19 protein-coding genes and 1 rRNA gene are annotated in these 25,648 nt (G+C 72.1%); 5 read left to right on the forward strand and 15 right to left on the reverse strand.

Features of this window, described 5'->3' with window-relative positions:
- Positions 1-186: 186 nt before the first annotated feature.
- From ald to L3078_RS10275, 4 genes are all read right to left on the reverse strand, one after another.
- Positions 187-1,311, reverse strand: a complete 1,125-nt coding sequence (ald, locus tag L3078_RS10260) for an alanine dehydrogenase (RefSeq protein ID WP_239753115.1) — start codon at positions 1,309-1,311, stop codon at positions 187-189.
- Between the two features lie 166 nt (positions 1,312-1,477).
- Positions 1,478-3,568, reverse strand: a complete 2,091-nt coding sequence (locus L3078_RS10265) for a tetratricopeptide repeat protein (RefSeq protein ID WP_239753116.1) — start codon at positions 3,566-3,568, stop codon at positions 1,478-1,480.
- A 277-nt stretch (positions 3,569-3,845) separates the two neighbouring features.
- Positions 3,846-4,472 carry an NUDIX domain-containing protein gene (locus L3078_RS10270; RefSeq protein ID WP_239753117.1) on the reverse strand — a complete coding sequence of 209 codons (627 nt, stop codon included), beginning with the start codon at positions 4,470-4,472 and terminating at the stop codon, positions 3,846-3,848.
- A gap of 96 nt (positions 4,473-4,568) precedes the next feature.
- Positions 4,569-6,227 carry a CTP synthase gene (locus L3078_RS10275; protein WP_239753118.1) on the reverse strand — a complete coding sequence of 553 codons (1,659 nt, stop codon included), beginning with the start codon at positions 6,225-6,227 and terminating at the stop codon, positions 4,569-4,571.
- A gap of 575 nt (positions 6,228-6,802) precedes the next feature.
- Here L3078_RS10275 and L3078_RS10280 point away from each other — a divergent pair.
- The 3 genes from L3078_RS10280 (at position 6,803) to L3078_RS10290 (ending at position 11,872) form a co-directional block, all read left to right on the forward strand.
- Positions 6,803-8,605, forward strand: coding sequence for a glycoside hydrolase family 15 protein (locus tag L3078_RS10280; RefSeq protein WP_239760270.1), 1,803 nt, complete (start codon positions 6,803-6,805; stop codon positions 8,603-8,605).
- Positions 8,606-8,818: 213 nt separating this feature from the next.
- On the forward strand, positions 8,819-10,201 hold the full coding sequence (locus tag L3078_RS10285) for an FAD-binding oxidoreductase (protein WP_239753119.1): 1,383 nt from the start codon (positions 8,819-8,821) through the stop codon (positions 10,199-10,201).
- Between the two features lie 21 nt (positions 10,202-10,222).
- Positions 10,223-11,872 carry a PucR family transcriptional regulator gene (locus tag L3078_RS10290; RefSeq protein ID WP_239753120.1) on the forward strand — a complete coding sequence of 550 codons (1,650 nt, stop codon included), beginning with the start codon at positions 10,223-10,225 and terminating at the stop codon, positions 11,870-11,872.
- A gap of 21 nt (positions 11,873-11,893) precedes the next feature.
- Here L3078_RS10290 and L3078_RS10295 read toward each other — a convergent pair whose 3' ends face one another.
- The 5 genes from L3078_RS10295 to L3078_RS10315 form a co-directional block, all read right to left on the reverse strand.
- On the reverse strand, positions 11,894-13,030 hold the full coding sequence (locus tag L3078_RS10295) for a glycosyltransferase family 4 protein (RefSeq protein WP_239753121.1): 1,137 nt from the start codon (positions 13,028-13,030) through the stop codon (positions 11,894-11,896).
- Between the two features lie 191 nt (positions 13,031-13,221).
- Positions 13,222-14,964: a DNA repair protein RecN gene (recN, locus tag L3078_RS10300; protein ID WP_239753122.1), complete on the reverse strand. Its 1,743-nt coding sequence runs from the start codon at positions 14,962-14,964 to the stop codon at positions 13,222-13,224.
- Positions 14,965-15,113: 149 nt separating this feature from the next.
- Entirely contained in the window at positions 15,114-16,019 is a 906-nt protein-coding gene (locus tag L3078_RS10305; protein WP_033528902.1) for an NAD kinase, read from the reverse strand.
- Complete coding sequence (locus L3078_RS10310) at positions 16,016-16,831, reverse strand: TlyA family RNA methyltransferase (protein WP_239753123.1); 816 nt, start codon at positions 16,829-16,831, stop codon at positions 16,016-16,018. Before L3078_RS10310 ends, L3078_RS10305 begins: the two co-directional genes overlap by 4 nt.
- 7 nt (positions 16,832-16,838) lie before the next feature.
- Complete coding sequence (locus L3078_RS10315; RefSeq protein WP_239753124.1) at positions 16,839-17,141, reverse strand: hypothetical protein; 303 nt, start codon at positions 17,139-17,141, stop codon at positions 16,839-16,841.
- Positions 17,142-17,183: 42 nt separating this feature from the next.
- Between L3078_RS10315 and L3078_RS10320 the strand changes: the two genes are divergently transcribed.
- Positions 17,184-17,531 (forward strand): SCP2 sterol-binding domain-containing protein, encoded by a 348-nt coding sequence (locus L3078_RS10320; RefSeq protein ID WP_239753125.1) that lies wholly within the window; start codon positions 17,184-17,186, stop codon positions 17,529-17,531.
- Here the strand turns inward: L3078_RS10320 and L3078_RS10325 are convergent.
- The 4 genes from L3078_RS10325 to L3078_RS10340 all read right to left on the reverse strand — a co-directional run bounded on the left by L3078_RS10325 (position 17,515) and on the right by L3078_RS10340 (position 21,748).
- On the reverse strand, positions 17,515-18,492 hold the full coding sequence (locus tag L3078_RS10325; RefSeq protein WP_239753126.1) for an ABC transporter ATP-binding protein: 978 nt from the start codon (positions 18,490-18,492) through the stop codon (positions 17,515-17,517). The genes L3078_RS10320 and L3078_RS10325 overlap by 17 nt on opposite strands.
- Positions 18,489-19,571: a FecCD family ABC transporter permease gene (locus L3078_RS10330; protein ID WP_239753127.1), complete on the reverse strand. Its 1,083-nt coding sequence runs from the start codon at positions 19,569-19,571 to the stop codon at positions 18,489-18,491. The genes L3078_RS10325 and L3078_RS10330 overlap by 4 nt, the downstream gene beginning before the upstream one ends.
- Positions 19,568-20,611, reverse strand: a complete 1,044-nt coding sequence (locus L3078_RS10335) for a FecCD family ABC transporter permease (protein ID WP_239753128.1) — start codon at positions 20,609-20,611, stop codon at positions 19,568-19,570. The genes L3078_RS10330 and L3078_RS10335 overlap by 4 nt, the downstream gene beginning before the upstream one ends.
- Positions 20,612-20,719: 108 nt before the next feature.
- Positions 20,720-21,748 (reverse strand): HAD hydrolase-like protein, encoded by a 1,029-nt coding sequence (locus tag L3078_RS10340; protein ID WP_239753129.1) that lies wholly within the window; start codon positions 21,746-21,748, stop codon positions 20,720-20,722.
- 124 nt (positions 21,749-21,872) lie between these two features.
- Between L3078_RS10340 and L3078_RS10345 the strand changes: the two genes are divergently transcribed.
- Entirely contained in the window at positions 21,873-23,171 is a 1,299-nt protein-coding gene (locus tag L3078_RS10345; RefSeq protein WP_239753130.1) for a DUF1015 family protein, read from the forward strand.
- An 83-nt stretch (positions 23,172-23,254) separates the two neighbouring features.
- Here L3078_RS10345 and L3078_RS10350 read toward each other — a convergent pair whose 3' ends face one another.
- Together L3078_RS10350 and rrf are read right to left on the reverse strand one after the other, a co-directional pair.
- The gene (locus tag L3078_RS10350; protein WP_239760271.1) at positions 23,255-24,100 is read right to left on the reverse strand and encodes a hypothetical protein; all 846 of its coding nucleotides are present in this window, start codon (positions 24,098-24,100) and stop codon (positions 23,255-23,257) included.
- 1,344 nt (positions 24,101-25,444) lie between these two features.
- Positions 25,445-25,561: ribosomal RNA gene (gene rrf / locus L3078_RS10355) — 5S ribosomal RNA — on the reverse strand.
- Between the last annotated feature and the right edge of the window lie 87 nt (positions 25,562-25,648).

The following is a 25,648-nucleotide window of genomic DNA, read 5'->3' on the forward strand; positions in this document are numbered from 1 at the left end:
CGGCAGGTTTCACCGGTGCGCGAAACAACCGAACGGTTACGTTCGAGGCGAGTTGCACGAGTGTCGCAAAGTGACCATACACACATCCGGCCGGACCTTGTCGGGCAAGATCCGGCCGGGAAGGTGCTGTTGACGACCCGTGTTGACGTATCGCCTTTTACCGAAAGGTGACTTAAAAACAGCCGGTCAGACGAGCAGCGAGGCCAGCTCGACGTGCTCCAGCCCGTGCGCCTCGGCGACCTCGCGGTAAACGACCCTGCCGTCATGGGTGTTGAGCCCCCTGGCCAGCGCCGGGTCGCGGCGCGAGGCCTCGGCCCAGCCGTGGTCGGCGAGTTCGACGATGTAGGGCAGCGTGGCGTTGGTCAGCGCGTAGGTGGAGGTGTTGGGCACCGCGCCGGGCATGTTGGCGACGCAGTAGAAGACCGACTCGTGCACCGGGAAGGTCGGCTCGGCGTGGGTGGTGGGGCGGGAGTCCTCGAAGCAGCCGCCCTGGTCGATCGCGATGTCGACAAGGACACTTCCCGGCTTCATCCGCGACACCAGCTCGTTGGTGACCAGCTTCGGGGCCTTGGCGCCCGGGATGAGGACGGCGCCGATGACGAGGTCGGCCTCCAGGCACGCCTTCTCCAGCTCGAAGGCGTTGGAGACGACGGTCTGGATCTTGGTGCCGAAGACCTTGTCGGCCTCCTTGAGCTTGTTGATGTCCTTGTCGAGCAGGGTGACGTGGAAGCCCATGCCGATGGCGATCTGCGCCGCGTTCCAGCCCGACACGCCACCGCCGATGACGACGGCCCGCCCGGCGAGCACGCCCGGCACACCGCCGGGCAGCACCCCGCGCCCGCCGTTGGCCCGCATCAGGTGGTACGCGCCGACCTGGGGGGCGAGCCGGCCCGCGACCTCGGACATCGGCGCGAGCAGCGGCAGCGCGCGGTTCGGCAGCTCGACGGTCTCGTAGGCGATCGCGGTCGTGCCCGACTCGACGAGGGCGTCCGTGCACTCCTTGGAGGCGGCCAGGTGCAGGTAGGTGAAGAGCGTCTGGTCCTTGCGGAGGCGGTGGTACTCCTCGGCGATGGGCTCCTTGACCTTGAGCAGCAGGTCGGCCGCCGCCCACACCTCGTCGGCCGTGGCCAGGATCTCGGCGCCTGCGGCGACGTACTCGGCGTCCGGGATCGACGAGCCGACTCCGGCGCCCTGCTCGATGACGACCTGGTGGCCGTGGCGCACGAGCTCGTGCACGCCGGCCGGGGTGATCGCCACCCGGAACTCGTTGTTCTTGACCTCGCGGGGGATGCCGACCTTCACGTCGATCACGGTCCTTGGCTCGGAGGGGTGTGGGGGCTCGCACGCACAGGCGGAACATGCCCACGCAATGCAGGACATACCCGTACGCATCTGAGCGCACCGGGAGACACCGCAGGAGAACCGGCGGCGCAGCCAGTCTAATGAAGGTGTCCCCGCTGTCTAGCCTTTCAATGCATCAATCTTTCGCAGATGCACTACGGATTTCGTAGGCGTTAGCACCCTGTTCCGGCTCGATCTCGCCGGTTTCGGGGTCCGGGGCCCCGTCGTCGAGCAGTCGCTCGGCGGCCGCCCGGTGCAGCCGGGCCGCCGCGGGGTCGCCGAGCCGCTCCAGGGTGTCGGCGATCCGCAGCTGGATCGCGGCCTGCAGCCGGACGTCGTCGGCGCGCCGCGCCCACTCCGCGGCCTCCTGACAGGTCCGCAGCGCCTCCTCGGGCCGGCCCGCGTACTCCTGGACGCGCGCCATCTCGCTCAACACCCTTGCCTGGCCGCCCACATCGCCGAGCCGGCGGTGGCCGGTGAGTGCCGAGCTCCAGTTGCGCAGCGCCTCGCCGTACCGGCCCGCGTAGGTGTGCGTGGCGGCGATCCGGCCGTACAGCCGGGTGGCGTCCTCGCGCTCGTCCCGGGCGAGCCGCTGGGCGAGCGCCCTGCCGTACCAGTCGGCGGCCCGTTCGTAGTCCTCCAGCTCCTGGTGGGCGCCGCCCACGGATTCCATCGCGCGGCCGGTGGCGTACGGGTCGTTCGCCCGTCGTCCGGCGTCGAGCGCGGCCCGGTAGCGGGCCAGCGCCGCCGTCGTACGGCCGGTCCGGGCGTCCAGGTCGCCGAGGTTCAGCAAGGCGGCGGCCTCCTCGCGGGGCAGGGCGCGGCGCTCGGCGACGTCGAGGACGAGCCCGTGCAGGTCGTACAGGTCGGGGGCGGCGGCCTGGGTGCCGAAGTGCGCCACCAGGGCCCGGACCAGCTGTGACATCAGGCGCCGGGCGAGGGTGTCCAGCTCGCCGTCGGCGACCGCGAGCCGGGCCGAGGCCAGCAGCGCGGGCCGGCGCACGCGCAGCCACTCCTCGGCGGCCCGGGGGGTCGGGAACCGCAGTTCCTTGGGCATCGCGAGGAGCTTCTCGCGGGCCGGCGGGCTGTCGGTCTCGGTGATGGCCCGGCAGGACTGCAGCAGCCGCACCGTCCGCTCCAGCATGCGCGCCCGGGCCAGCTGCAGTTCCCCCGGCCGTGCCTGGCTCTCGACGAGGGACCGCAGGAGCGGCTGGAGACAGCCGGGGACCTCGTACTGCGGCAGCGGTGAGTCGACCTCGTGCAGGAAGCCCAGGGCCACGAGGTCGTCCAGGACGCCGCGGGCCGTGCCGACGGAGCAGCCGGCGAGGCCGGAGCCGATGTGCGGGTCGACCAGGCCGGCGGGAGCAAGGGAGAGCAGGGGCAGTATCCGGGCGGCGGTGGTCGGCAGCGAGGCGTACGACAGCTTGAAGATCTTGACGAGCGGCGGGCTGCCGTCCTCGTCGGAGCGCAGCTGTTTGGCCAGGTCGGAGACGGCGGCGGAGGGCCGGGCGGCCAGCCAGCCCCCGGCGAGCCGCAGCGCGGCGGGCTGGGCGCCGCACACCTCGGCGAGCCCCTCGGCCGAGCGCGGGTCCACGGTGATGCGCACCGAGCCGCTGAAGCGTTCCAGCAGCTCCACGGCGGACTTGGTGTCCAGTCCGCCCAGGGTGCAGGGCCGGACGTCGGAGATGCCCGTCAGCGGCCCCTCGGAGACCGCGACGACCAGGGAGTCGGGGGTGTCCGGCAGCAGCGCGTCCACCTGCTCGGCGTCGGCGGCGTCGTCCAGCAGGAGCACCACCCGGCGGTCGACCAGCGCCTCGCGCAACGCCTCGCTGAGGTCGTCCTCGTCGGCACCGGCGGGCGCCGGCAGTCCGAGCCCTCCGAGGAGTTCCCGCGCCGCGCGCTCGACCGGGACCCGGGTGCCGTCGGGCTCGGTGAGCCGGGTCCGCAGCACCCCGTCAGGGTAACCATCGGTAATTTGTCGTACGAGTTCCTCGGCGAGCGCGGTGCGGCCGTAACCGGGCCGGCCGGCGATGAGCAGTACGCGCGCGTGGGGTGCCTTGCGGCCCGCGAGGGTGTTGAGTCCGGCCCGGTCGATGTCGGCCCGCAGTTCCTTCAACTCGCGTGTACGGCCCAGGAACTGACTGTCCGTGGGGGCGGCCTCGACAGCCGGGGGCCGCCCCGTTCCGGACACCCGGGCACCCCCGAGGTCCACCGCCTGATCCGCCACGGGCCACACTCCCGTCCCACCGCACGAGCAAGCCCGCCGGGACTCCGGTTCGGGCGTCTCCCGAGCCTAGTTCACGCTCTGCGACGGTCCGGGCGGAGCGAGGCGGTGAGGTCGCTCGATCGGATCAACAGATCGTACGACTGGCGGGGTGAGGGTGACGTGAAGAAGAGTCCCGCCCCAGATGCTTTCAGGGGCGCGGGGCTGAATCAATATGCGGCTCCGCCGCGTGGGCGCGACAAGCCACGACGGACCCGCAGCTCACCCACGACCCGCTTCCCTAGCTCTCGAACGGCCGCGCCGGCCAAGCCGCCTCCGCAGGGCGCAACCCCTCGACGCCGCCGTTCGCGCGCGCCGCCACCAGCGAAAGCACTCCCACCACAAGGCAGTTGTTGTGCAACTCCCCCGCGAGCACCCCCCGCACCAGCTCGTCCAGCGGCACCCGGGCCAACTCCATGTCGGCCTCCTCGTCCTCCACCTCGAACCGCTGCCCCTCGGCCTCGGAGAGGTCCCGGGCCAGGAAGATCCGTACGGCCTCGTCGCAGCCGCCGGGCGTGGTGTAGACGTCGGTGAGCACCCGCCACTCCTCCGCCTTGACGTGCGCCTCCTCGTACAGCTCGCGCTGGGCGGCGTGCAGCGGGTTCTCGCCGGGCACGTCCAGCAGCCCGGCCGGGATCTCCCACAGCTTCTCGCGGACCGGGTGGCGGTACTGCCGGATGACGAGCACCCGGTCCTGGTCGTCGACGGCGAGGACGGCGACGGACCCGGGGTGCACCTGGTAGTCGCGGCGGACGACCGATCCGTCGGGCATGACCACCTCGTCCGTGCGCACGGAGGTCTTGTTGCCGACGAACGGGGTCTCGCTCGCCCGGACCTCCCACTCCTCGGCGGTGTCCTTGATCGTCATGTCGACTCGTCCTCCCACACGTGCAAAAAGAAACCGGGGCACACGTCCCGAAAGACGCGCACCCCGGTCACCGTACAGCTCTCGCGCCGCTCGGAATTACTTGCCGGTCTTCCGCTCCACGGCGGCCTTCACCAGCCCCGCGAACAGCGGGTGCGGACGGGTCGGACGGGAGCGCAGCTCGGGGTGCGCCTGGGTCGCGACCAGGTACGGGTGGACCTCACGCGGGTACTCGACGTACTCGACGAGCTTGCCGTCGGGCGAGGTCCCGGTGAACTGCAGACCGGCCTTCTTCTCCAGTTCCGCGCGGTAGGCGTTGTTCACCTCGTAGCGGTGGCGGTGGCGCTCCTCGATGTACTCCTTGCCGTCGTACACCTCGCGCACGATCGACCCCTCGGCGAGCTTGGCCGGGTACATGCCCAGCCGCATCGTGCCGCCCATGTCGCCCTCACCGGCGACGATGTCGAGCTGCTCGGCCATGGTGGAAATGACCGGGTGGGCGGTGCCGGAGTCGAACTCGGTGGAGTTGGCGTCCGGGATGTCGGCGAGGTTGCGCGCGGCCTCGATCACGATGCACTGCAGCCCCAGGCAGAGGCCGAGCAGCGGGATCTTGTTCTCGCGGGCGTACCGGATGGCACCGACCTTGCCGGAGACGCCGCGGTCGCCGAAGCCGCCGGGGATGCAGATGGCGTCGACGTCGGCGAGCTGGGCGGCGGCGCCGGCCGGGGTCTTGCAGTCGTCCGAGGTGACCCACTTGATCTTCACCCGGGCCTTGTTGGCGAAGCCGCCAGCGCGCAGCGCCTCGGTGACCGAGAGGTAGGCGTCGGGCAGGTCGATGTACTTGCCGACGAGCGCCAGGTTGATCTCGTGCAGCGGGTTGTGGACGCGGTCGAGCAGGTCGTCCCAGGTCGTCCAGTCCACGTCGCGGAACGGCAGGTCCAGCTTGCGGACGACATAGGCGTCCAGGCCCTCGCCGTGCACGGTCTTCGGGATGTCGTAGATCGAGCGGGCGTCGGGGCAGGCCACCACGGCCGCCTCGTCGACGTCGCACATCAGCGAGATCTTGCGCTTGATCGCGGCGGGCACCTCACGGTCGCAGCGCAGCACGATCGCATCTGGCTGAATACCGATGTTGCGCAGCGCCGCAACCGAGTGCTGTGTCGGCTTCGTCTTCAGCTCCCCCGAGGGCCCGATGTACGGCAGGAGCGAGATGTGGACGACGAAGACGTTGTCACGGCCGACCTCGTGACGGACCTGGCGGACGGTCTCCAGGAACGGCAGCGACTCGATGTCGCCGACCGTGCCGCCGACCTCGGTGATGACGACGTCGACCTCGTCGGAGGCCATGCGCCGGATGCGGTGCTTGATCTCGTTGGTGATGTGCGGGATGACCTGGACGGTGTCGCCCAGGTACTCGCCGCGCCGCTCCTTGGCGATGACCGTGTTGTAGACCTGACCGGTGGTGACGTTGGCCGAGCCGTCCAGGTCGCGGTCGAGGAAGCGCTCGTAGTGGCCGATGTCCAGGTCGGTCTCGGCGCCGTCGTTGGTGACGAACACCTCGCCGTGCTGGAAGGGGTTCATCGTGCCGGGGTCGACGTTCAGGTAGGGGTCGAGCTTCTGCATCACGACGCGCAGCCCGCGGGCCTTGAGCAGCATGCCGAGGCTGGAGGCGGTCAGACCCTTGCCGAGCGAGGAGGCGACACCCCCGGTGACGAAGATGTGCTTTGTCGTCGTGTTTCGAAAAGCAGCGGGCGGCATGGCCAAGAGGGGGCTCCCGTGGTCGCGGTTCGGTGTGCGGGTCGGCCGCCGCCCGAACTCATCCGTCGGGGGTGCCTTCGCTGCGGTTCGGGGGTCCCTCTCGCGATCTTCGGCGTGGGGCGCCCACCGGTCCACGGGCTACCAGGGTATCAGCGACAGAACACGATCGCTTCCGGCCACGCTCCGCGCACGGGCCGACACGGACCTCGTACGACGGCCGACGCATCCCGGTCGGCCTTCACCATTAGCTCACCCGTTCGGCTCACTCGTGTTGCCTGGAGCGGCACGCGGAGCCCTCCGGTGCGTCGTATCCTCTTCGGACACTCGCTGCCGAGCGCGGCCGGCGCGACGGCACCACCCCCGCCCGTCTCCGGTAATCATGAGAGCTCGGCAGTCCGTTGAGCAACGACCGCCTCATATGCGTTGAGGATCGTTGAGCGACATCGCATGACACCGTCCCTTGGATCACTCTGGAAACATGGTTTCTTTGTCGATCCCTTGGGTCCCTTGACCGCACACCGCACAGCGACCGCCCCTCGGGGGGCGACGACGTGGCCGTTCGACTGGAGTTGCACGTGGCCGGGCGCATCGAAGACTACGCACTCATCGGAGACATGCAGACCGCCGCGCTGGTCTGCCGGGACGGCACGGTCGATTGGCTGTGCCTGCCCCGCTTCGACTCCCACGCCGTCTTCGCGGGACTGCTCGGCACCGAGGAGCACGGGTTCTGGAGACTGGGTCCCGCCCACGCGGCCGACGCCGAACCGCCGACGGCCTCCCGCCGCCGGTACCGCGGCGACTCGCTGATCCTGGAATCCGAGTGGGACACCCCGCGCGGCACGGTCCGTGTGACGGACTTCATGCCGCCGCGTGACGGCGCCCCGCAACTGATCCGGATCGTGGAGGGCGTCAGCGGCCGGGTGCCGATGCGCTCGGCGCTGCGGATGCGGTTCTCGTACGGCCGGGTGGTGCCCTGGGTGCACAAGCACGAGGGGCGCACGGTGGCCGTCGCCGGGCCGGACTCGGTGTGGTTCGACACCGAGTGCGAGACCTACGGCAAGGCGCTGACCACCTACGCCGACTTCACCGTGACGCCGGGCGACCGGATCGCGTTCACGATCTCCTGGGAGCCCTCGCACAAGCAGCCCCCGCCGCTGCCGGAGCCCGAGCCGTCGCTGCGGGCGACCGAGGAGTTCTGGCGCGACTGGGTGGAGCAGTGCACGTACCACGGGCCGTACCGCGAGGCCGTGATCCGCTCCCTGATCACGCTGAAGGCCCTGACCTACGCCCCGACCGGCGGCATCGTCGCCGCCCCGACGACCTCCCTCCCGGAGCACATCGGCGGCGTCCGCAACTGGGACTACCGCTACACCTGGCTGCGCGACGCGGCCATCACCCTCTCCTCGCTGCTGCGCACCGGCTACCGCGACGAGGCCCGCGCCTGGCGCGAGTGGCTGCTGCGGGCCGTCGCCGGCGACCCGGAGAACCTGCAGATCATGTACGGCATCGCCGGTGAGCGAGAGCTGGGCGAGGCCGAGCTGGAGTGGCTGCCCGGGTACGAGAACTCCGCCCCGGTCCGGGTGGGCAACGGCGCCGCGCACCAGCTCCAGCTGGACGTGTACGGCGAGGTCACCGAGGCCCTGCACCTGGCCCACATGACGGGCCTGGCGCGCAACGACTACGCCTCGCTGCTCCAGCTGAAGCTGATCCGCTACCTGGAGGACCACTGGGACGAGCCGGACGAGGGCATCTGGGAGGTGCGCGGTCCGCGCCGCCACTTCGTGCACTCCAAGGTCATGGCCTGGGTCGCGGTGGACCGGACGATCAAGCTCATCGAGTCCGGTGACGCGGACGGCCCGCTGGAGAAGTGGCGCGAGCTGCGCGACGACATCCACCGGGACGTGTGTGAGAAGGGTTACGACAAGGAGCGCAACACCTTCACACAGTCCTACGGGTCGAAGGAACTGGACGCCTCGCTGCTGCTGATCCCGCAGATGGGCTTCCTGCCGCCGGACGACAAGCGGGTCATCGGCACCATCGAGGCGATCCAGCGCGAGCTGTCGACCCCCGACGGCTTCATCCTGCGCTACCCGACCTCCGGCGAGGAGGAGGGCGTGGACGGACTGCCGGGCGACGAGGGCGCGTTCCTCGCCTGCTCGTTCTGGATGGCCGACGACCTCGCGATGATCGGCCGGGTCGACGAGGCCCGCAAGCTCTTCGAGAAGCTGCTCTCCCTCCGCAACGACCTCGGCCTCCTCGCCGAGGAGTGGGACCCGGTGCTCAAGCGCCAGGTCGGCAACTTCCCGCAGGCGTTCAGCCATGTGCCCCTCATCGACACGGCCCTGCGGCTGACCGCCTCGGGGGCGTACGGCGGCTGACCGCCGTAGGGGCGTACGGCCTGCCGTGCGCGCCCTCCGGTCCGGCGCGCACGGCGGCGGACCGGGGCGCGCACAGGCGCACACGGCAAGCGCTTGCGCTCGCTGGTACGGGTGGGCGCGGCGGCCCCTCGTCACCGCCGAGCAGGCCCGATCCGCCTGGCCCGCCTAGCCTGGAAGGAGCCCTGTCCCCCGAACGAAAGGGGGCGGCTCACCATGGCTCCCTTCTCGAAGGCGCGGGCGGCCCTCGCCGCACTGCGCGAGGATCTGGCCGGTGACGTGTTCGCCCCGGGAGACCCGGGGTACGACGACGCCCGCACGGTCTTCAACGCCATGATCGACCGGCGTCCGGCGGTGATCGCGCAGTGCGCCGACGAGACCGACGTCGTCCGGTCGGTGTGCTTCGCCCGCGACCTCGACCTGCGGATCGCGGTGCGCGGCGGCGGCCACAGCGTGGCCGGAATGGCGCTGAACGACAACGGGCTCGTCATCGACCTCCGCCGGATGCACGGGGTCACGGTCGACCCCGCGGCCAGGACCGCACGGGTCGGCGGCGGCGCCACCATGAGCCATCTCGACCGCGCCACCGAGCCCCACCGTCTCGCGACCACCGGGGGCCGCGCGTCGACGACGGGCGTGGGCGGCTTCGTCCTCGGCGGCGGCAGCGGCTGGCTGGACCGCACCTTCGGTCTCGCCGTCGACAACCTGCTCGGCGTCGACCTGGTGACCGCCGACGGGCACACCGTCCACGCGACCGGCGAGGAGAACCCGGACCTGTTCTGGGCCCTGCACGGCGGCGGCGGGAACTTCGGCGTGGCCACCGCGCTCACCCTCCGGCTGCACGAGCTGCCCGCCTTCGCCGTCGCCCTGCTGTTCTACCGCCCGGAGCACGGCCCCGAGGTGATCCGCGTGTACCGCGAACTCATCGAGACCGGCCCGCGGGAGGCGAGCGGCGGGGTCCTGTATCTCACCGCCCCACCCGAGGAGTTCGTCCCCGAGCATCTGGTGGGCGGGCTCACCTGTGCCGTCCTCCTCACGTACGCGGGCACCGAGGAGGACATGCGCAAGGTCGCCCAGCCGCTCCTGGCCATGCCGCACGAGGCCGAGGTGGTCGGAGCGATGCCGTACGCGGACGTGCAGTGCATGATCGACGATCCGCCGGGGATGCGGAACTACTGGTCGGCCGAGTATCTGACCGGCCTGCCGGACGAGTTGGTGGACGTGCTCGCCACCCGCGCCTGGTCGATGCCCGTGCCGACCGGCACCCAGCACGTGCTCTTCCCGCTCGGCGGCGCGATACCGGAGGGCCCCGCCCACTACCCCGTGCCCTACCGGGACTCCCCCTGGGTCGTGCACCCCTTCGGCGTCTGGGAGGACCCCGAGGACGACGACCGGTGCGTCCGGTGGGTACGGGACGTGCGCGCCGACGTACGGCCGTGGAGCACCGGTGACGTCTACCTCAACTTCGTCGGCGACGAAGGCGCCGACCGGGTCGTCGCCGGGCTCGGCGTCGACAACTACCGGCGGCTGACGGCGGTGAAGACCGAGTACGACCCCGACAACGTCTTCCGCTTCAACCACAACATCCCGCCGGCCTGAGCACCGGGTACCGTCCGCTCCATGGACACCCGTGGAGGCCGCGCAGCAGGCGACGGCCGTGAGGCGCAGGGCGGCATCACCGTGCGGCGGGCGCTGGAGCTGCCCGGACTGCGTGGCGGGCTGCCGGAGATCCTGGCGGGCGCCGACCGGCTGCACCGCACCGTGCGCTGGGTGCACGCGGGCGAGGTCCCCAACATCGCCTCGCTCCTCAAGGGCGGCGAGCTGCTGCTGACCACCGGGTACGGGCTCGGCACCCGCCCCGCCGACCAACGCGCGTTCGTCCGGACCCTCGCCGAGCGCGGTATCTCGGCCCTGGTCGTCGAACTGGGCCCGCGCTTCGCCCGGCTCCCGGCGGCCCTGGTCGAGACGGCGCGCTCGGCCGGGCTCCCGCTCGTCCAGTTGCACCGCGAGGTGGCCTTCGTGACGGTCACCGAGGAGATCCACACCGAGATCGTCAACGGCCACTACGCGCTCCTGCAGCAGGCCGAGGAGGTCCACCGCCGGTGCACCGAGGCCCTGCTCGGCGGCGGCGGGGTCCCACAGGTCCTCGGCATCCTGGCCGACTTCAGCGGCAACCCGGTCTTCCTGGAGACCCCCGACGGGCAGCTGCTGTACGCCGCCGGGACCGGTCCGGCGGACACCGATCCGCTCCAGGTGTGGGAGGGCCTGCGCGGCCGGCACCAGGACGAGCCGCCGACCGGGGCGGCCCTCGTCGACGTACCGGGCGGCGGCCCCGGCACCGGCTCGGTACGGGCCCGCCTGGTCCTGCTGCCCGTCGTCGCCCCCTTGGCGCCCGTCCACCGGATGGCGGCCGAACGCGCGGCCGGCATCCTCGCCGTCGTCCTGATGCAGGCCCGGCAGGAGGAAGAGCTGGCGGCACGGGGACGCGGCGACTTCCTCACCGACCTCGCGGAAGGCCGCGTCCAGGCCGAGGACGCGCCCGCACAGGCCCGCGTCCTCGGCTTCAAGCCGGGCTCCGGCCCGCTGCTGCCCGTCGTGATGCGCCTCGCCGACGGGCTCTCCCCCGGCGGGGGCTGGGCCGTCCTGGCCCGCGCGGTGGCCGAGGAGCTGGCCTCCGTGGGCGTGCCCGTGCTGCTCGGCGTACGCCCCGTGGAGGGCCGTGTACCGCTGCTGGTGGGCCTGCGCGCGGAGTCGGAGCGCCCCGCGGTGGCCGACAGGGTCGCGGCGGCGCTGCGGGCCGGTGTGGAGCGGGCCGGGATGCGGCGGCCGGGCGGGCCGCCGCCTGTGGTGGTCGTCGGGGTGCCCGGCGGCTGGGCGGCCGCCTCGGCGGGCCTCAGGCACGCGGCGGAGACGGCGACGGCCGCGCAGGGCCTGGCCGACCGCCCCTGGTACGACGCCCGGCGCCTCGACATCGACCTGCTGCTGTGGCGGCTGCGCGACCACCCCGACCTGGCGGCCTTCGTGGACCGCGCGATCGGCCCCCTGCGCGACCACGACGACCGGGCCAGACCCCCGCTGCTGCCGACGCTGGAGACCTATCTCGCGCACGCCGGCCGCAAGGCGGAGACCGCCCGCGAGCTGCATCTCAATCGTCAGACCCTCTACAACCGCCTCGCCCGCATCGGCGAACTGCTCGGCACCGACCTGGACGACCCCCAGGCGGTGCTGGCCCTGAGCCTGGCCCTGCGGGCCCGCAGACACGTCGGCTGAGGCCGGACGCCGGCCCGGCCGTCAGGTCAAGGGCCTGAGCTGCGTCAACTCGTCGTAGACGCTCAGCACCTGGGCCACCGTGTCGTCCTCGGTCGGCCAGGTGGCCGCCTGCCGGGCGCCCCGCTCCCGCAGCGCCTCGCACCCGGCCGGGTCCCCGAGAAGGCGTACGACGGCCCGGGCGAGGGCCCCGGCATCGCCGTACGGGACGAGCTCGGCGCCGTCGCCCACCAGGTCGGGCAGCGATCCGACGGCGGCGGCGACGAGCGGCACGCGCGCGTGCAGCGCCTCCTGTGCGAGGACCGAGCGGGCCTCGGGACCGCCGGGCAGCAGCGCGAGGTCGGCGGCCGCGATCAGTTCGGAGACGTCGTCGCGCCGTCCGACGAGCCGTACGGGCAGCTCCTCGTCCTCGATGCGCCGCTGCAGCAGACCCCGCAGCGGCCCCTCGCCGACGACGACGAGCAGCGGGGCCGGGTCCAGACCACGCCACTCACGGGCGGCGTCGAGGAGGGTCTCGTACCTCCACGGACGGTCGAGCGTGCCGACGGCCATGAGCAACGGGCGGTCCGTGGCGCCCAGTTCGGCCCGGACCTTGGACGCGGGCCGGTCCGGATCCTCGCCGGGCACGGCCCGGCGCGACAGGGGCAGCGCCACGGCGGCGAGCCGGGCGTCGCGCGCGCCCCGGCTGCGGGCCCGGTCGACCAGGTCGGAGGAGGTACCGAGGACCACGGCGGCGGCCTTGGCGACCCGCCGCTCCAGCAGCCGCAGCAGATGGGCCCGCGCCCCCTCGGCGTCCGAGCGCGTGTGCAGGGTGACGACGAGCGGGGTGGTGCGCCGGCCGAGCGCGAGGGTGGCGCGGAAGCCGGCGTGCAGTCCGTGCGCGTGCACCAGGTCGGCGTCCGCGCAGGCGCTGCGCAGGCCGGCCACCGAGGCGGGGTCGCTGCTGCGGGGCACATGGACGTGGTGGGCGCCGACGCCGGTGAAGTCGTACAGGCCGTCCGTCTCACTGGGGGCGCAGACGGTGACCCGCACGCCCCTGGCGACCAGCCCCGAGGCCAGCGATCGCACATGCGCGCTACTCACCGCGCTGCCACCGCCGAGCACTTGTACGGTCCGCAGCGGCGACTGGCCGTGTGGTGAGTGGCTGCTCACGTGGCTCACGTGGCCGGGGCTCCTGGTTCGGGGTCGGGCATACCTGACCAAGGATGCCAGGCCGCAAGGGTGTTCCGGGACAGCCGAACGGGGAAGCCGCCGGAGGGGCGGGCAACCCCGGACCCAGAGTCACCCACACGAGTGAACACCCGCACGAGGTTGCCCCTCTGGGTGACTCCAGCCCCACTCCCGCGCCACTCCTACGCGTCCGCGCGGGCCGCCGCCAGCAGCTCCTCCGCGTGCGCCCGCGCCGTCTCCGAGTCCTCCTGGCCGGCGAGCATGCGCGACAGTTCCCGCACCCGGTCCTCGCCCTCCAGCACCTTCACACCGGACCGGGTCACCGAACCGTCGCTGGTCTTCTCCACCAGCAACTGCCGGTCGGCGAACGCGGCCACCTGGGGCAGATGCGTGACCACCACGACCTGCGCCGATCTGGCGAGCTTGGCGAGGCGCCGGCCGATCTCGACCGCGGCCTTGCCGCCGACACCGGCGTCGACCTCGTCGAAGAGGTACGTCGGCACGGGGTCCGTCCCCGCGAAGACGACCTCGACGGCCAGCATCACCCGCGACAGCTCACCGCCGGACGCGCCCTTGGCGATGGGCCGGGGCGGGGCCCCCGGGTGCGGCGCGAGCAGCAGTTCGACCTCGTCGGCACCGGACGGGCCGTACGCGACCGTGCGCCCGCCCACCTCGACGCCCTCGGGGTCGTCGGTCTGCCGGATCGCGAACGACACGCGCGCGTGCGGCATGGCGAGGGAGGCCAGCTCGGCGGTGACGGCGGCGGCGAACCGCTCGGCGGCGTCCGTTCGGGCGTCCGTCAGCGCCTGGGCGAGGCCGCCCAGTTCGGCCCGCAGCGCGTCCCGCTCGGCGGTCAGCTCGTCGATGCGTTCGTCGTCGCCGTCGAGCTCGGTGAGCCGCTGGGCGCCCTCCTCGGCCCACGACAGCACCGAGGCGATGTCCTGGCCGTACTTCCTCGTCAGCGCCGTCAGCGCGGCCCGCCGCTCCTCCACGGCCGCCAGCCGCAGCGGGTCGGCGTCCAGGTCGTCGGCGTATCCCGCCAGCTCCCCGGCCACATCGCCCAGCAGGATCCCGACCTCCCCGATCCGCTCGGCGAGCACGGCCAGCGCCGGGTCGTGCGACCGCACGGCCTCCAGCGCGCGGTGGGCGCCCGCGACGAGGGTGGTGGCGTCCACGCCCTCCGGGTCCTCGGGATTGCCCGCGAGCGCGGCGTGCGCGGCCGTGGCGGCCGAGGCCAGCGCCTCCGCGTGCCCGAGCCGCTCGGCCTCCTCGGCCAGCTCCACGTCCTCACCGGCCCGGGGCTCGACGCCGGCGATCTCGTCCAGGCCGTACCGCAGCATGTCGGCTTCCTGGGCCCGCTCCCGCGCGCGCGTGACGATCTCGTCGAGTTCACCGGCCACGGCCCGCAGCCGCCGGTAGGCCTCGCCGTACTTGGTGAGGGGTACGGCCACCGCGTCGCCCGCGTACCGGTCGAGCGCCGCCCGCTGCCGGGACAGCTTGAGCAGCCCCTGCTGGTCGGTCTGCCCGTGCACGGCGACGAGTTCGTCGGCCAGCTCGGCGAGCACGCCCACGGGGACGGAACGCCCGCCCAGATGGGCCCGGGACCGTCCCTCGGCGGAGACGGTACGGCTGATCAGCAGCGCCCCGTCGTCGAGTTCGGCCCCGGCCTCCTCGGCCCGGACCACCGCCGACGCGTCCTCGGGCACGGCGATCCGGCCCTCCACGACGGCGTTCTTCGCACCGATCCGCACGAGCGCCGGGTCAGCCCGCCCGCCGAGCAGCAGGCCGAGGCTGGTGACGACCATGGTCTTGCCCGCACCCGTCTCACCCGTCACGGCGGTGAAGCCGGGCGACAACTCGACCACCGCGTCGTCGATGACTCCGAGCGACCGTATCCGCATCTCCTCCAACACGGACACGACCATACGAGGTCCGGAGACGGAAGTGCGACGCCCCCCGTCCCCAATGTCACCCCGCCGAGCTACAGCGCGCCCTTCAGGGGCGCGGGGAACTGCGCGACGAGCCACGACGAACCCGCAGCCGCCGACGATCCCCCACCATCCCCCACAAGCCGCTAATGCCGAGCCCCCCGCCACCCGGAAACGGGCAACGCGAACTTGGCCACCAGCCGGTCGGTGAACGAAGCATGGTGCAGCCGAGCCAGTCGCACCGGCACCGCCCCCCGCCGCACCTCCACCCGCGCCCCCGGCGGCAGCTCGACGGTCCGCCGCCCGTCGCACCACAGCACTCCCGGCGGAATGTGCGGCAGCACCTCCACCGCCAGCACGGAATTCGGCGACGTCACCAGCGGCTTGGCGAACAGCGCGTGCGCGGAGATCGGCACCATCAGCAGCGCCTCGACCTCCGGCCACACCACGGGCCCGCCCGCCGAGAACGCGTACGCCGTCGACCCGGTCGGCGTCGACAGCACGATGCCGTCGCACCCGAACCCGGTCACCGGCCGCCCGTCGATCTCCAGGACGACTTCGAGCAGCTTCTCGGCACCGGCCTTCTGCACGGCCGCCTCGTTCAGCGCCCAGTCCGTGTGGACGATGTCCCCGTTCTGATGAACGACGACATCGACGGTCATCCGCTCCTCGACCTCGTAGGACTTGGTCACCACCCGGTCGACGACCTTGTCGAGGTCGTCCCGCTCGGCCTCCGCGAGGAAGCCGACGCTGCCGAGGTTGACGCCGAGCATCGGCACCCCGGACGCGCGGGCGAACTCGGCGCCGCGCAGCAGCGTGCCGTCACCGCCGAGGACGATCAGCAGCTCGCACCCGTCCAGGCACTGCGGGGTGGCCTCCTTGACGAGCTCCACCTCCTCCGGCAACGGGATGTCCTCGGCCTCGTACTCCAGGACGCGCACGACGATGCCGTGGTGCAGCAGCCCCTTGACGACGAGTTCGGCACTGCGGATCGCCGCCGGCCGCCCGGTGTGGGTGAGCAGGAAAACAGTTCGAGATCGGTCCTGGGTCACCGCGGGCCCTCCGCCACTGCTCGGTCGACGTCGGCCGGGTCCAGCGCGGGTGCCCCGGCACGCAGCCACAGAAAGTACTCCACATTGCCCGAGGGACCGGGCAGCGGACTGGCCGTCACACCCTTCACCCCGAGTCCCAGCTCCCCGGCCCGCCGGGCCACCCCGCGCACCGCCTCGGCGCGCAGCTCCGGACTCCTCACGACTCCCCCACTGCCCAGCCGCTCCTTACCCACCTCGAACTGCGGCTTGACCATCATCACCAGATCGGCGTCCGGCTTCACGCACCGCACCAGGGCGGGCAGTACCAGGCCGAGCGGGATGAAGGACAGATCCCCCACGACAAGATCCACAGGCTCCCCATCGATCGCTTCGAGCGTCAACTCGCGTACGTTCGTACGGTCCTTGACGGTGACGCGTTCATCGCTCCGCAGAGTCCAAGCGAGTTGACCGTATCCGACGTCCACCGCGACGACGTGCGCGGCTCCGGCCCGCAGCAGGACGTCGGTGAACCCCCCGGTGGACGCGCCCGCGTCCAGCGCCCGGCGCCCCTCGACGGCCAGCCCCAGCGGGACGAAGACCTCCAGAGCTCCGGCGAGCTTGTGGCCGCCTCTGGACACGTACTCGGGATCGCTGTCGTCGCTCACGACCACGATCGCGGCCGCGGTCTCCACCTGGGTGGCGGACTTTGTCGCGACGGTCTTGCCGACGGTGACCCGACCGGCGGCGATCAGCTGGCTCGCGTGCTCACGCGACCGCGCGAGCTTCCGCCGGACCAGTTCGGCGTCCAGACGGCGGCGTGCGACTCCTGCCACGGTGGGTTCAGCTCCTGCTTTCGTGCGGTCGTGGGGGCGCCGGAGGTCCCGGGCGGGCGTCGAGCGCGGTGAGCGCGTCGCGCAGCCCCCGGTGTACATCCTCGTACACCTCCACATGGCCGTCGGTGGCGAGGTGGTCGGCGTCGGCCAGCCGGTCGAGGGCGGTGTCGACCTCGGGGTGGCCGGTGGCGGTGCGGGGAACGTCCAGCGGGGCGGGTGCGGCGGGGTCGTACTCGGGTTCGCCCCCGGTGGCCGCCTCCGGAACCGCCGCGTCCGCCTCCGCCACGACCTCGGGCAAAGAGTCGCTCATGCCCAGACGCTACCGCGAAGCTCTGGGGTACCGTCGATCGCGATGGCAACGATCGATGAGTGCCGCGCCGCACTCGAAAAGCTCTCGGACACCATGGCAGGCGCCGACGGACAGGTGCGTGAGGCGACGGCCCTCGACCGTTCGGTGAGCTGCCACATCACGGACCTCGACGTCACCTTCGTGGGGCGGATGCGGGACGGCCGGATCGAGGTGCACGACACCCTTCAGGGGCCGCCCGCCGAGAAGGCGCAGATCCGGCTCGCGATGACGGGCGACGACCTGGTGGCCCTGGTCGACGGCGAACTGAACTTCGCCAAGGCCTGGGGGTCGGGCCGCGTGAAGCTGGAGGCGGGCTTCCGGGACCTGTTCCAGCTCAGGAAGCTTCTGTAGCGGCCCCCACCTTCTCGGCCCCCACCTTCTCGGGGCCCGCCTTCTCGGATCCGGGCTCCTCGGCCGCTGCCTCCTCTGATCCGGGCTCCTCGGACCCCGTCTTCTCGGTCCCGGCCACCCCGGTCCGTGCCTTGCGTGCCGCCGGCACCACCAACGGCGTGCCCGTCTCCGGGTCGTCGATGACCTGGCAGCGCAGCCCGAAGACCTCCTCGACCAGCTCGGCCGTGACGATCTCGGAGGGGGCTCCCTCGGCGATCACCGAGCCGCCGCGCAGGGCGATGAGATGGGTGGCGTAGCGGGCGGCGTGGTTGAGGTCGTGCAGCACGGCGACCAGCGTGCGGCCCTGCTCCTCGTGGAGTTCGGCGCACAGGTCGAGCACGTCGATCTGGTGCTGGATGTCGAGGAAGGTGGTCGGCTCGTCGAGCAGCAGCAGCGGGGTCTGCTGGGCGAGCGCCATGGCGATCCAGACCCGCTGGCGCTGACCGCCGGACAGCTCGTCGACGTAACGGTCGGCCAGTTCGGCGACCCCGGTCGACTCCATCGACTCCCGGACGATCCGCTCGTCCTCGGCCGACCACTGGCGCAACAGACCCTGGTGCGGGTACCGGCCGCGGCCCACGAGGTCGCCGACGGTGATCCCGTCGGGCGCGATCGACGACTGCGGCAGCAGCCCGAGCGTCCGGGCGACCTTCTTCGCGGGCATCGACTGGATGACGTTCCCGTCGAGCAGCACCCGCCCCTGTGCCGGCTTCAGCATCCGCGACAGGGCCCGCAGCAGCGTGGACTTCCCGCACGCGTTGGGGCCGACGATCACGGTGAAGGAGTTGTCGGGAATCTCCACCGACAGCTGCTCGGCGATGACCCGCTGGTCGTAGGCGAGGGTGACGTTCTCGGCGGACAGGCGGTTCACAGTGCTCCCTTGGTCTTTCGCGTGCGCCGACGCGCTGTCGTTCTCGTTCATATCCGCCCGGCCTTGCGCTCGGTGACCAGCAGCCACAGCAGGTAGACGCCGCCGAGTACGCCGGTGACCACGCCGACCGGCAGTTGGTCGGCCCCGAAGGCCCGCTGCGAGGCCCAGTCGGCGACGATCAGCAGGGTCGCGCCCATGCACATCGCGGGCACCAGGTTCGGGCCCGGGGAGCGGGTCAGCCGCTTGGCGAGCTGGGGCGCGGTGAGGGCGACGAAACTGACCGGCCCGGCCGCGGCGGTGGCCCCGGCGGTGAGCAGGACGGCCGACACCATCAGCAGCAGCCGTACCCGCTCGACGCTCACCCCGAGGGCGTACGACACGTCGTCGCCCATCTCCATCATCCGCAGCCCGCGCGCGTTGCCGAGCACCAGGGGCACGAGGAGCGCGCACATGATCAGCAGCGGCCAGACCTGGGCCCAGTCACGCCCGTTGAGGGAGCCGGTCATCCAGACGACCGCGCGGGCCGCGTCGACGAGGTCGGCCTTGGTGATGAGGTAGCCGTTGACCGCCGTGACGATCGCGGAGACACCGATGCCGACCAGCACGAGCCGATAGCCGTGCACGCCCCGCTTCCACGCCAGCACATAGATCGCGATGCCGGTGACCAGTCCGCCGACGAGCGCCCCGAGGGCCACCTGGTTCGCGCTGCCGGAGAACAGCACGATGACGACCAGGGCGCCGGCCGTGGCGCCCTGCGAGAGGCCGAGCACGTCCGGACTGCCCAGCGGATTGCGGGAGATGGACTGGAACAGCGCCCCACCGAGCCCGAGCGAGGCCCCGACGAGGAGGCCGACCAGGACTCTCGGCAGCCGCAGCTCGTTGACGATGAACTCCTGGCCCGCGTCGCCGTTGCCCAGCAGCGTCCGCAGGACGTCGCCGGCCGGGATCGGGAAGTCGCCGGTCCCGATCAGCACGACGCTCGCGGTCAGCGCCGCCACGAGCAGCAGGACGACGACGGTGAACGCCCGCACGTCCAGGCGGACCGACAGGCCGCCGGGCGTGCGCAGCGCACGACCGCGTACAGCGCGCTCGCCCCTGTCGTGTGTCTCCCTCTTGGGCTGCGTCTTCACAGCTGGGCCGTCCTCCGCCGTCGTACGAGAAAGATGAAGACCGGGCCGCCCAGGATCGCGGTGACGATGCCGACCTGCAGCTCCGCCGGCCGTGCCACCATGCGGCCGAGCACGTCGGCGCCGAGCAGCAGCACGGGCGACAGGACGGTCGCGTACGGCAGGATCCAGCGCAGGTCGGGCCCGGTGAAGGACCGCACCACATGCGGGACCATCAGCCCGACGAAGACGATCGGCCCGCAGGCGGCTGTCGCGGCCCCGCACAGCACGGTCGCGGCGGCCATGGAAAGCGCGCGGGTGCGGTTGAGGTTGGCGCCGAGCGCGCGGGCGGTGTCGTCGCCCATGGCCATCGCGTTCAGCGGCCGGGCGAGCAGCAGCGCGACGACCGTACCGACGGCCAGGAACGGCAGCACCTGGGTGATGGTGTCGTCGGTCGCCGAGGCCAGCGAACCGACCGTCCAGAAGCGCATCTTGGAGAGCGCCGCGTCGTCCATGATCATCACGGCCTGGAGGTAGCCGTAGAGCGCGGCGCTGATCGCCGTACCGGCGAGCGCCAGCCGCACCGGTGTCGCGCCCCGGCTGCCGCCGAGGAACCAGACCAGCGCCCCGACCATGGCCGCGCCGGCGAACGCGAACCACACGTATCCGCTCAGCGAGGTGACGCCGAAGTAGGTGATGGCGGTGACCACGGCCGCGGACGCGCCCGCGTTGATGCCGAGCAGCCCCGGATCGGCCAGCGGGTTCCGGGTGAGCGCCTGGAGGACGGCACCGGCCAGGCCGAGCGCGGCCCCCGCGAGCAGTCCGAGGAGCGTGCGCGAGATCCGCTCCCCGACCACGGCGTCGCCGTACGTCCCCGTGTCCTCGAACAGGCCGTGCCAGACCTGCTCCAGGGAGAGTTCTTTCGCACCGATCGCGATACTCGCCAGGGCGACCAGGACGAGGATCACGAGGGCCACGAGAAGCCCGACGGCTCGTACCGCCCGGCGGTTCGGGGGCGCGGGGGCGGTCTCCGCGCGCGGTTCAGGAGGACTGTCGACCAACACCCGGTTAGGTTAGCCTATCCTCCCTTTCTGGCTCGATCGCGTCCGTTCTGGCTCGATCGCATCCGCGACCGACGCTCCGTCGTACGGTGCGGGTGCCCGCCCAGCCCGTCACAAACCCAGCTTGGCCAGCGCCTTCCCCCCGTCCAGCTCGCACGTGCCCTCGCCGGCCGCCGTCCAGGCCGCCGCGCACAGCGCCCGGAGTCCGTCCAGGGCCTCGCCCTCGCCGTCGAGTTCCAGCCGATCCGGCCCCGCCGTGGCCGTCCAGCCGCCGCAGCGGAATCCAGCGCCCGCCTCGACGACCTCCGGCTGCCCGGTCAGCATCCCCCGCAGATCGGCGTCGACGTAGGTCGGCCGGTGCTGCGGCGGCGCGGCCAGCAACTGCGCGCCGTCGGTCACACCGGTCAGCACGAGCAGCGAGTCGACCTCCCCGTTGAACGCCCCCTCGATGTCCGTGTCCAGCCGGTCCCCCACCACCAACGGCCGCTCGGCACCGGTCCGCAAAATCGTCTCCCGGTGCATCGGCGGCAGGGGCTTGCCCGCCACCTGCGGCTCCGCGCCGGTCGCGATCCGGACGACCTGCACCGCCGCCCCGTTGCCCGGCGCGATCCCCCGCGCGCTCGGAATCGTCAGGTCGGTGTTGGACGCGAACCACGGCACCCCACGCGCGATGGCGTAGCAGGCCTCCGCGAACCGCCCCCAGGGCAGGTCGAGGCCGCCGAACCCCTGCACCACCGCCGCCGGGTCGTCGTCCGCCGACTCGACGGGCTCCAGACCCCGCTCGCGCAGCGCCACCCGTAGCCCCTCGCCCCCGATGACCAGCACCCGCGCCCCGGCGGGCAACTGCTCGCTGATCAGCCGGGCCACGGCCTGCGCCGAGGTGATGACGTCACCGGCCTCGGTCGGTATCCCGAGAGCCGTCAGATGCGCGGCCACCGTGTCGGGCGTCCGCAGCGCGTTGTTCGTCACGTACGCGAGGTGCATCCCACCGGCGCGCGCCGTGCTCAGGGACTCCACGGCGTACGCGATCGCACTCCCTCCCGCGTACACCACCCCGTCCAGATCGAGCAGAGCCGTGTCGTACGCCTCGCTCAGGGCCTGCCCACTGCCGTCGGGCCGCGTCCTGACTGCCTGGCTCATCGCGCTCCGCTCCTCGCTCGGTCCGACGGTCCGACCGCCCGGGCCGGACGCCCGTCGGTCAACAATCGGTCAGGTCACTTTCCCCGATCATCCCTCACGCCACCGACACCCATACGATGCATCAATGAACTACGCAGGTCCCGCGGAGGAGATCCCGGCGCGCAGCGGCCTCGAACTGACCCCGTTCCGGGGGCTTCGCTACGACCCCGACCGGGTCGGCAGCCTGGCCGCCGTCACATCACCGCCGTACGACGTCGTCGTACGGCCGGACGGTCTGCTCCACCTCGAATCCGCCGATCCCCACAACATCGTCCGCCTGATACTCCCCCAGGCCAGTACCCCGACCGGCCGTGACGAACAGGCGGCCGACACGCTGCGGCGCTGGCTCGCCGACGGCGTCCTCGCCGCCGACGCCGAGCCCGGTCTCTACGTCTACGAGCAGGCGGACGGCAGCATCCTTCAGCGCGGTCTCATAGGCGCCCTGCGCCTCTCCGAGCCCTCCGCGGGCGTGGTCCTGCCCCACGAGGACGTCATCCCCCATGTCATCGCGGACCGCGCCGCCCTGATGCGCGCCACCGGCACCAACATGGAGCCCCTGCTCCTCACCTACCGGGGCGGCTGCGCCTCAGCCGGGGCGACCGCCGTGGTCGAGCGCACCACGGAACGCGCCCCTCTCCTCGCCACCACGACGGAGGACGGCTTCCGGCATCGACTCTGGGCGGTCACCGACCCCGCCGACCTCGCCGAGATCCAGTCGGACCTCGCCCGCCACCAGGCCCTGATAGCCGACGGCCACCACCGCTGGGCGACCTACCTCCGGCTCCGCACGGAACACCCGTCCCCCAGCCCCTGGGACTACGGCCTGGTCCTGCTGGTGGACACCGCCCGCTACCCCCTGCGCGTACGCGCGATCCACCGCCTCCTCCATCAACTCCCGCTCCGGGACGCCCTCACCGCCCTGGACGGCCTGTTCCGCGTGCGCCGCCTCGACGTCCCTCTCCCGGAGGCCCTGGAGGCCCTGGCGGACGCGACCACCACCGGGAACGCCTTCGTCCTCGCGGGCTCGTCCGACGGAGCCTTCCACCTCGTCGACCGCCCGGACCCGGACCTCCTCGCCCGTACGATCCCCGCCGACCGGCCGCCGGCCTGGCGCACCCTCGACGCGACGGTCCTCCACGCCACCCTCCTCGGCCACGTCTGGCGCATCCCCGAGGACTCCCCGGCGCATGTCGCCTACATCCACGACACGGCCGCCACCGTCGAGAAGGCCGAACGCGACGGCGGCACGGCCGTCCTCATGCACCCGGTCCGCGAGGAGGTCGTCCGCGACCTGGCCCGCCAGGGCGTCACCATGCCCCGCAAGTCCACGTCGTTCGGCCCCAAGCCGGCGTCCGGGCTGGTACTGCGCGCACTGGAGTTCTGAGACGGCGGCTTCCGCGACGGCCGGACATGAGAAAGGGCGGGATCCCTGTACGGAATCCCGCCCTTCACGCTCTCTACCGGACGTCAGTCCTTGTCGTCGTCGGCGACAACGACGACATCCGCGTCGTCCACATCGGCAGGGCCGTCATCGTCGCCTGCGGCTGCGTCGGTGTCGGTGTCGGTGTCGGTGTCGGTGTCATGGTCCTCGTCGACGAGGAGGCCGTCTTCGTTCCCGTCCTCGTCATCGTCCTCGACGAGGGCGTCCATGAACTCGACACCGTCCATCTCCGCCAGCCGGTCCGAAGCGTCCGTGCTGCCGTCCTTGTCGGCCTCGACGGCCTTGGCGAACCACTCCCGCGCCTCGCCCTCACGCCCGGCCGCGAGCAACGCGTCGGCGTAGGCGTACCGCAGGCGCGCGGTCCACGGCTGTACGGAGTTGGAGGCCAGCTCGGGGCTCTGCAGCGTCACGATGGCCGCGTCCAGCTGGTCCATGTCCCGCCGGGCGCCGGCCGCGACGAGCCGCATCTCGACCTGCCCGGCCTTGTCCAGCTTGTGCACCTCGGGGGCCCCGGCCATGTCGAGCGCCTTCTCGGGCCGCCCGAGACCACGCTCGCAGTCCGCCATGACGGGCCACAGCTCGACGTTGCCGGTCATCCGCCGGGCCGCACGGAACTCCGCGAGCGCCTCGCTGTACTTCTGGTTCGCGTACGCCGCGAAGCCGGCCGCTTCCCGCACGGCCGCGACACGCGACGCCAGCCGCAGAGCGACCTTGGAGTAGCCGTACGCCCTCTCGGGGTCCTCGTCGATGAGCTGCGCGACCATCACCAGGTTCTTGGCGACATCCTCGGCCAGCCCCTTGGGCAGGCTCAGCAGCTCCTGGCGTACGTCCTTGTCGATCTCGTCGCCGGTGACGTCCTCGGGGATCGGCAGCCGCTTGATCGGCTCCCGGTCCCGGTCCCGCTCGTCGCGGAAACGGCCACCACCACGCCGGTCGTCGCCGCCGCGCCGGTCGTCACGGCCACGGAAGCCTCCGGGCCGACCGCCACGGTCGTCACGACGGGGACCACGCCCCCGGTCGTCGCTGCGGCGATCGTCACGCCCACGGAACCCGCCGGCGCGCTCGCCACCACGGCTGTCGTCACGACGGAACCCGCCACCGCGCTGCTCGCCACGGTTGTCGTCACGGCGGAAGCCGCCACGGTCGTCGTCACGACGGAACGCGGGACGGTCACCCTCACGACGCTCGGGACGAGCGGGGCGGTCATCCCGACGGTCGTCGCGCCGGAAGTCGTCGCGACGGTCATCGCGGCGGTCATCGCGGCGGAAGGGGGGACGGTCACCGTCCCGGCGGTCGTCGCGCCGGAAGTCGTCTCGGCGGTCGTCACGGCGGAAGGGCGGACGCCCACCGCGGTCGTCCCCGCGTCGCTCGTCGCGGCCACGCTCGTCGCGGCCACGGAACCCGCCGCCGCGCTGCTCACCACCACGGTTGTCGTCGCGGCGGAAGCCGCCACGGTCGTCGTCACGGCGGAAGCCGCCACGGTCGTCGTCGCGACGGAACGCGGGACGGTCACCCTCACGGCGCTCGGGACGAGCGGGACGGTCGTCCCGACGGAACCCACGGTCCCGGTCATCGCGCCGGAAGCCGCCACGATCACCACGGTCCCCGCTGTCGCGCCGGTCGTCCCTGCGGTCATCCCGACGGTCGTCACGACGGAACGCGGGACGGTCGTCGCGGCGGTCGTCGCGACGGAAGGCCGGCCGGTCGCCGTCCCGCCGGAATCCACGGTCGCGATCCCGATCGTCACGACGAGGGGCCCCCGGACGGTCGTCGCGGCGGAACGCGGGACGAGGCCCACGGTCACCATCACGGCGGTCGTCACGGCGGTCGTCGCGGCCACGGAACCCGACGCCGCGCTGCTCACCACCACGGTTGTCGTCACGACGGAAGCCACCACGGTCGTCGCGGCGATCGTCGCGACGGAACCCGCCTCGGTCATCACCCCGCCGGTCATCACCACGGCGGTCGTCGCTACGGCGATCGTCACGCCGCCCGTAGCCACCACGGTCGTTGTCGCGCCGGTCGTTGTCGCGGCGCGGTCCACCGCGATAGCCGCCACGGTCACCACTGTCCCGTCGCCGCTGGTCGCGCTCCGGTCGATCGTCGGGAGAGTTGGTGGACATGGTGACTCCTGTCTTCGGTACTGCAAGCATTCTAGAAACAAAAGGACCCCTGGTCCCAGCTGAACGCTGGGACCAGGGGTCCTTCCAAAGATTGTTCGGCGGCGTCCTACTCTCCCACAGGGTCCCCCCTGCAGTACCATCGGCGCTGTAAGGCTTAGCTTCCGGGTTCGGAATGTAACCGGGCGTTTCCCTCACGCTATGACCACCGAAACCCTAATGGTTTCGAGCGAACAAGCACACTCTTCTTTTGTGTGGTTCAGCTCTAGCCGACAACTGTTCGTTGTCTCAGAACTAACA

This window comes from Streptomyces deccanensis (assembly GCF_022385335.1).
GTDB classification, from domain to species: domain Bacteria; phylum Actinomycetota; class Actinomycetes; order Streptomycetales; family Streptomycetaceae; genus Streptomyces; species Streptomyces deccanensis.

Bases quoted from the DNA above. Each gene is read 5' to 3' on its own strand.
- L3078_RS10270 (WP_239753117.1), bottom strand. From the start codon at position 4,472: ATGACGATCAAGGACACCGCCGAGGAGTGGGAGGTCCGGGCGAGCGAG.
- L3078_RS10275 (WP_239753118.1), bottom strand. From the start codon at position 6,227: ATGCCGCCCGCTGCTTTTCGAAACACGACGACAAAGCACATCTTCGTC.
- L3078_RS10285 (WP_239753119.1), top strand. From the start codon at position 8,819: ATGGCTCCCTTCTCGAAGGCGCGGGCGGCCCTCGCCGCACTGCGCGAG.
- L3078_RS10290 (WP_239753120.1), top strand. From the start codon at position 10,223: ATGGACACCCGTGGAGGCCGCGCAGCAGGCGACGGCCGTGAGGCGCAG.
- recN (WP_239753122.1), bottom strand. From the start codon at position 14,964: ATGGTCGTGTCCGTGTTGGAGGAGATGCGGATACGGTCGCTCGGAGTC.
- L3078_RS10315 (WP_239753124.1), bottom strand. From the start codon at position 17,141: ATGAGCGACTCTTTGCCCGAGGTCGTGGCGGAGGCGGACGCGGCGGTT.
- L3078_RS10320 (WP_239753125.1), top strand. From the start codon at position 17,184: ATGGCAACGATCGATGAGTGCCGCGCCGCACTCGAAAAGCTCTCGGAC.
- L3078_RS10325 (WP_239753126.1), bottom strand. From the start codon at position 18,492: ATGAACGAGAACGACAGCGCGTCGGCGCACGCGAAAGACCAAGGGAGC.
- L3078_RS10340 (WP_239753129.1), bottom strand. From the start codon at position 21,748: ATGAGCCAGGCAGTCAGGACGCGGCCCGACGGCAGTGGGCAGGCCCTG.
- L3078_RS10345 (WP_239753130.1), top strand. From the start codon at position 21,873: ATGAACTACGCAGGTCCCGCGGAGGAGATCCCGGCGCGCAGCGGCCTC.